The organism is Bradyrhizobium sp. (genome assembly GCF_017881085.1).
In the GTDB taxonomy this organism is placed as follows: domain Bacteria; phylum Pseudomonadota; class Alphaproteobacteria; order Rhizobiales; family Xanthobacteraceae; genus Bradyrhizobium.
Window position 1 is genome coordinate 1 of the sequence record NZ_JADGRI010000333.1, and the last position, 5,689, is coordinate 5,689.

Genomic DNA, 5,689 nt, shown 5'->3' on the forward strand with positions numbered 1-5,689 from the left:
GATCGCCGTCAGCGGCCGCGACATGCCGCGGCCGAGCAGGAAGGCCAGCAGCGCGGCAAAGGCCAGAATGGCAAGCGTGGCGAAAATCAGATTGCGCTGCGAACTTGCCGCGGCCGCCTCGTATTCGGTGGTGTCCCTGATAACCTCGATCACCGCGACCGGCTGTCCGGCGTAATTCTTGATCTGCCCGACATAGAGCGCGGCCGGATGGCCGCCGAAGCTGGCGTCACGCTGCAACGGCGCGCCGTTCAACACGCCCTTCAACTCCTCATGCGTGGCGACCACGGTGTCGCCGAAGGTCGAGGACAGTTTCCTGAATTCCTTGCCGTCGAACGAATGCACGGCAAGGTCGATGCCGAAGCGCTTCTTGGCGCGATCGACGAATTCCTTGCCGAAGGCGGCACCGACGTCGGCATTCCCAATGATCTTGCCGTCATGCAGGATCGGCGTCATGCCGAAAATGCCCAGCGCCTCCCGTCCCGGTTCGACGCCGACGATCGCTTTGCCGGTCTTCAGCGCTTCCACCACCGTTTGGCGCCGCCCCGAGACGTCGTCGCCAAAGACATTCGGCGAGTGAACCCGGTAGAACGAGATCGATGGTGGCACCTGAAACGTGATCAGCGGGATGCCCTGTTCCGTCAACGCCTTCATCGGGGCCGCCAGCAGCGTTCCCAGCCCATTGCGGTCGCCCCTTGAGATGGCGTCGCCGACCGGCGGCAGCGCGGCGACCACGGCACTGACCGCGAGCGCGGCGCGGCCTTCATAGTCGACCGCGGCGATGACGCTGTCATATTGCAGCTTCAATTGCTGTTCGAGCGCGAGCCGCATCAGTGAGCGCTGCTGCAGAACCGAAAAGGTGCCGAGGATTCCGCAGGCCACCGCCACTGTGAGCGAAATGGCCAGGATCAGGCGGGCTGAGATCGATCGAAGCTTGAACATGAGGGTTACCGAAACTCCGCGGGAGGAAGATTCGGAAACTCCCAGATACTGCTTAAGACGGCATTATAATCGCCAGTATTTCCACGGGAACTGCTGCGCTTAGGGCGTCCGCGTCCCAGTCGGCCCTAGTGGGTCGGTCCGCGTGGCAGGGTACTGGCGGTCAGGATCATCCTGCCGACGTCCTCGTAATGGCTGTCGCGGCCCTGGATCTGCTGCGCGATGGCGTGCATGTCGCGGAAGCGGCGCTCGAATTTGTTCGCCCTGAACACCGCGGTGGCGCCGGCCATGTGATAGGCGGCATCGACCACCGCGGCGGCCTGATGAATGGTCCAGGTCGAGGCTAGCCGCAGCGCCGCCCGGTGCTCCTCGGAGAGCTTTCCGGTGCGGGTGAGATCGCGCCAGGCCTCGGCGGCCGCCCCATAGAGATAGGCGCGCGCCGCCCGCCAATTGCCTTCGGTGCGGCCGATCAGGCCCTGCACGGCATGATTCTCGCGCATCGCCTTGAGGCCGACCGATTCCTTGCCGCGAGCGAGATCGATGACGGCATCCAGCGTGGCGCGCGCGACCCCGAGCGAAATCGCGCCGAAGCCCAGTCCGAACATAGTGTAGGTGGTGATGCCGTAAAGCGGCCCTTTCTCGCGCAGCGCGCTGAAATTGTCGCGCAATGCGGCGAATTTCTCCGGGATGAACAGGTTTTCGACCGAATAGCTGTCGGTTCCGGTGCCGCTGAGGCCGATGACGTCCCAAACGTCGTACATGGTGGCGCTCGTCACGGGGAACAGGATCGTGCGTATTTCCGGCGTCCCGTTGGGCGTCAATCGCCTGGTGCCGTCGGCCTCGACGACCTGGACATGGGCGCCGAGCCAGCTCGCCTGGCGCGAGCCAGAGGCAAAATCCCAGCGCGCGGTGATCCGGTAGCCGCCGGGTTCTGCCCGCACCGCATGGGCGATCGCGCCCCAGGCGAGGATACCCGGCGGCGTATTGAAGATCTCGTTCGCCGCGTCCGGATCGAGATAGGCGGCGGTCATGCCGCAGACGTTGCACTGGCCGAGGCACCACGCCGTCGAGGCATCGGCTTTTGCCACCTCCTCCAGCATCTGCATGAAGATTTCCGGCGGCGCCTCCGCCCCGCCGAGGCTTTGCGGCAGCAGCGCCCGGTAAAGCCCGTTCTCGATCAGGGCGGAAACCACGGGCGCGGTGAGGCGGCGCGTCCGCTCGATCTCGTCGGCCTCGCGCGCGATCAGCGGCGCCAGCGCCTGCGCGCGCTCGATCAGTCCGAAACCGGGAAGCTTGTTCATTGCGTTTCCTCGCCCCTTTTTTGGGTTTTTTGGCTGGCGAAGCCGCGATGGTGATCCATCTGGTGGCGCGGATCAAGATGGGGCGCACCGTTCACGGGATTGTGGATGAACGCAATCTGAAGTAGGGTGAAACGATACTTTCAATTTGATGCGGGCTGCGTTGGTAGCCCCGAAAATCATCAGGTCGTCAACATTTGGGGGCCGCCATGGCGCCGGTATCTGCGAAAAAAGGCAAGACTTCACTGAAGCTCTATCGCGGCGATGCCAAGACAATGCTCGCGTTCAATTTCAGCGACAAGAGTGCCGCGAAAGACTTTGCCGGCTTCACGATCCAGTGCCAGCCGAAAGGACAGCCGGCTTACTATCTTTTCAATAATTTGCAGTTCAAGACGCCTGCCGACCATGCCCAGGATCCCAAGGAATCCCCCCACGCCAGCATCAACGCGCCGATCCACAAATTTCGCTGGGTGCACGTACCGGGCGTGGTGCACCAGAGCATCACGCCGTTTTTCGGCAACTACGCCTACACGGTCACGCCGCGCTACTTCGACAAGGGGCGGCTCAAACCGCTCGATCCGACGCAAAGCGTTTCGGCAACCATTCTGGTCGACAAATTCGCCAAGGGCAATCTGGAGCTTGGATTCACCCGCGGCTACACGCAATCGCAGGCCTTCGTCAACCATTTCGGCCATGATGCGCTGATCCAGCCCAAGAATGCGAAACTGCTGTTCGACACCACGCAGCTCTCGGGCACAAATGCCCAGGGCGTCAAATTCACCTATCGGGACGAATACGAGTGGCTTGGGGCTTCGACCCGCGAGAAGATATTCGCCCTGTTCGATGATGTGCTGAAGAACACGTCACTGGTCGTTGACGTTTTCGCCTACGACCTGAACGAGACCGATCTTCTGCAAGCCATGCTGAAATTGGCCAAGCAGGGCCGCATCCGCATCATCCTTGATAACTCGAAAGACCATCACGACAAGGATAATTCAAAGCCGGAGGATCAGTTCGAGAAACTGTTCAAGGCGGCTGCGGGCAAGAAGGAGCTGATGAAGCGGGGCAAATTCAATCGCTACGCCCACGACAAGGTGTTCATCGTTTCCAGGATAGGAAGCAAGGGCAACAGTCCGCAATACGTGCTCACCGGTTCCACCAATTTCTCGATTACCGGACTCTACGTGAACTCCAACCATGTCCTGGTCTTCCGGGACCCGAAGATCGCCGCTCTCTACGCCGGCGTATTCAAGGAAGTGTGGGACGACGGGGTGAAGGAAAAGGCCTTTGTGAAGACGCCGTGGTCGCTCAAGACATTCTCATCCGACGCAAAGGGCACTCCGAGGACCGACTTTACGTTCGCGCCGCACGATCCGGCTACGACCGGAAAGGTGCTCAAGACCGTTACCGCCCGAATTGCGTCGGAAGGGAGGAAAGGCAAGACCGTCGGCAGCGTGATGTTCGCGGTAATGCAGGTCGACCCGGGCAAGGACGAAAGCAAGAGGGCAAAGAATCCGGTCTATCTGGCCCTCAACACCTTGCACAACAACCAGCGCATCTTCAGCTACGGCATTTCCGACTCCCCCGGCGGCATCAGCCTTTATCCCGTCAACAAGAAGACGGGTGTTCTGGTGACAGGCAAACCCGCGCAGACGATCCTGCCGCCGCCCTTCAATCAGGTTCGCGCGATCAAGGGGTTCGGGCATCAGGTTCATCACAAGTTCGTCGTGTGCGGATTCAACGGCGACGATCCAGTGGTGTTCTGCGGTTCGTCCAATCTTTCGACCGGCGGCGAGGAAAGCAATGGCGATAACCTGCTAGCCGTTCACGATGGCGACGTCGCCACCGTATTCGCGATCGAGGCCATTTTGCTGGTCGATCATTTTGATTTTCTCGACAGGATGCCGAAGGCCGGCGGGGCGAAGACCAAGAAAGTCCCGCAGTCGAAGCAGCAGGCGGCGATCAACGCCGGCTGGTTCCTGTCGACCGACGACAAATGGACCGCGAAGTATTTCAATTCCAAGGACCTTCATTCGGTGGACCGGGAACTGTTCGGCGGCTGAGCGAGACGCGGCTCAGCTATCCACCTTCAGCGCGGCGATGAAGGCTTCCTGCGGGATATCGACCTTGCCGAACTGCCGCATCTTCTTCTTGCCTTCCTTCTGCTTCTCCAGAAGTTTGCGTTTGCGCGTGATGTCGCCGCCGTAGCACTTCGCGGTGACGTCCTTGCGCAGCGCGCGCACGGTTTCCCGCGCGATCACCTTGCCGCCGATCGCGGCCTGGATCGGAATCTGGAACATGTGCGGCGGGATCAGTTCCTTCATCTTCTCGACCATGGCGCGGCCGCGGCCTTCGGCGCGCTGGCGGTGCACCAGCATCGACAGCGCGTCCACCGGCTCGTTGTTGACGAGGATCTGCATCTTGACGAGATCGGCCGGCTTGTAATCGGTGAGATGATAGTCGAACGAGGCATAGCCCTTGGAGACCGATTTCAGGCGGTCATAGAAATCGAACACCACCTCGTTGAGCGGCAGTTCGTATTTAACCATGGCGCGGTTGCCCACATAAGTGAGCTCCTTCTGCGAGCCGCGCCGATCCTGGCAAAGCTTCAAGACGCTGCCGAGATATTCGTCGGGCGTGAGAATCGTGGCCTCGATCCAGGGTTCCTCGATCTCGGCGATTTTCACCACATCGGGCATGTCGATCGGGTTGTGGATTTCGATCGCCTGGCCGTCGGTCAGGTGCATCTTGTAGATCACCGACGGCGCGGTCGCGATCAGATTGAGATCGAATTCGCGGCTTAGCCGCTCCTGGATGATTTCCAGATGCAACAGCCCGAGGAAGCCGCAGCGGAAACCGAAACCCAGCGCAGCGGAGGTTTCCATCTCGAAGGAGAAGCTGGCGTCGTTCAGCCGCAACTTTCCCATCGCCGCGCGCAACGTTTCGAAATCGTCGGCGTCGACCGGGAACAGGCCGCAGAACACCACGGGAATCGCCGGCTTGAAGCCCGGCAGCATCTCGGTGACCGGCCTCCTGTCGTCGGTGATGGTATCGCCGACGCGGGTGTCGGCGACTTCCTTGATTGCCGCGGTGATGAAGCCGATCTCGCCGGGGCCGAGCTCGTCGATCTGCGTCATCTTCGGGGTGAAGAAGCCGACGCGCTCGACGTCATAGGCGGCATTGGTGCCCATCATCCGGATGCGCTGGCCCTTCTTCATGACGCCATCGACGATTCGCACCAGCACCACGACGCCGAGATAGACGTCGTACCAGCTATCGACCAGCAGCGCCTTCAGCGAGGCGTCGCGGTCGCCCTTCGGCGGCGGCAGCCGGTGCACGATCGCTTCCAGCACCTCGTCGATGCCGAGACCGGTCTTGGCCGAAATCATCACCGCATCGGATGCGTCGATACCGATCACGTCCTCGATCTGCTGCTTGACCTGGTCGGGTTCCGC

5 protein-coding genes are annotated in these 5,689 nt (G+C 61.2%); 2 read left to right on the forward strand and 3 right to left on the reverse strand.

The window, feature by feature from the left end; all coding sequences use genetic code 11:
• On the reverse strand, positions 1 to 939 hold a 939-nt coding region (locus QZ213_RS23630; protein ID WP_291688501.1), incomplete at its 3' end, for a cache domain-containing protein.
• Between the two features lie 125 nt (positions 940 to 1,064).
• A complete protein-coding gene (locus QZ213_RS23635; protein ID WP_291688502.1) occupies positions 1,065 to 2,237 on the reverse strand; it encodes an acyl-CoA dehydrogenase family protein in 1,173 nt (390 codons plus the stop codon).
• On the opposite strand from QZ213_RS23635, the gene QZ213_RS23640 reads away from it, so the two are divergent.
• A complete protein-coding gene (locus tag QZ213_RS23640) occupies positions 2,237 to 2,362 on the forward strand; it encodes a hypothetical protein (protein ID WP_291688503.1) in 126 nt (41 codons plus the stop codon). The two genes, QZ213_RS23635 and QZ213_RS23640, sit on opposite strands and share 1 nt — an antisense overlap.
• An 81-nt stretch (positions 2,363 to 2,443) precedes the next feature.
• Positions 2,444 to 4,297 (forward strand): phospholipase D-like domain-containing protein, encoded by a 1,854-nt coding sequence (locus tag QZ213_RS23645; protein ID WP_291688504.1) that lies wholly within the window; start codon positions 2,444 to 2,446, stop codon positions 4,295 to 4,297.
• A 12-nt stretch (positions 4,298 to 4,309) separates the two neighbouring features.
• Here the strand turns inward: QZ213_RS23645 and lepA are convergent.
• Positions 4,310 to 5,689: translation elongation factor 4 (lepA, locus tag QZ213_RS23650; RefSeq protein WP_291688505.1), on the reverse strand; the 1,380-nt coding region annotated here is incomplete at its 5' end.